The sequence below is a fragment of the Burkholderia sp. SR8 genome (assembly GCF_052851275.1).
On the sequence record NZ_JAULUC010000074.1, the window covers coordinates 1 to 858 of the forward strand.

Annotated in this window: 2 protein-coding genes; both read left to right on the forward strand. The window is 66.6% G+C overall.

Annotation, left to right across the window (positions count from 1 at the left end):
* A partial coding sequence (locus tag Q3A80_RS31860) for an aldehyde dehydrogenase family protein (protein WP_446332743.1) occupies nt 1–270 on the forward strand: 270 nt, incomplete at its 5' end.
* Nucleotides 271–288: 18 nt separating this feature from the next.
* On the forward strand, nt 289–858 hold a 570-nt coding region (locus Q3A80_RS31865; protein WP_446332744.1), incomplete at its 3' end, for a proline racemase family protein.

Sequence of the window (858 nt, forward strand, 5' to 3'; positions counted from 1 at the left end):
GTTCGCTCGGCCAACGACTCGCGCTTCGGTCTCGCGGCGGCCGTGATGTCGGCCGACCTGCCGCGCTGCGAGCGCGTGGCGCGCGCGATGCGTGCGGGTATCGTATGGATCAACTGCTCGCAACCGACGTTCACGGAGGCGCCGTGGGGCGGCTACAAGCAGAGCGGGATCGGCCGCGAACTCGGCGAGTGGGGCCTGAACAACTACCTGGAAATCAAGCAGATCACGCGCTACGACAGCGACAAGCCGTGGGGCTGGTACCTCAAGTAAGCAGAAGGTGAATCGATCATGCGCTGGAACAAAACGCTGCAGCTCGTCGACGTGCATTGCGAGGGCGAGATCGGCAAGGTCATCACCGGCGGCGTCCTCGACGTGCCGGGCAAGACCATGCTCGACAAGATGAACTACATCAACGAAACCGACGACAGCTTGCGGCGCCTCGTCGTGCTCGAGCCGCGCGGCTGCCTGCAGATGTCGGTCAACCTGCTGCTGCCGCCGACACGGCCGGAAGCGCACGCCGGCTTCATCGTGCTGCAGGCCGACAAGGCGCATCCGATGTCGGGCAGCAACTGCATCTGCGTCGTGACCGCGTTGCTCGAACTCGGCATGGTGCCGATGCAGGAGCCGGAGACCACCGTCGTACTCGACACGCCTGCCGGGCTCGTCACCGCGCGCGCCGCGTGCCGCGACGGCCGCTGCGTCGGCGTGTCGCTCGACATGGTGCCGGCGTTCGTCGAACGGCTCGACGTCGACGTGCACACGCCGGAGTTCGGCACGCTCAAGGTCGACATCGCATTCGGCGGCGTGTACTACGCGCTCGTCGACGTCAGCCAGATCGGGCTCGACATCGCGCCGGAC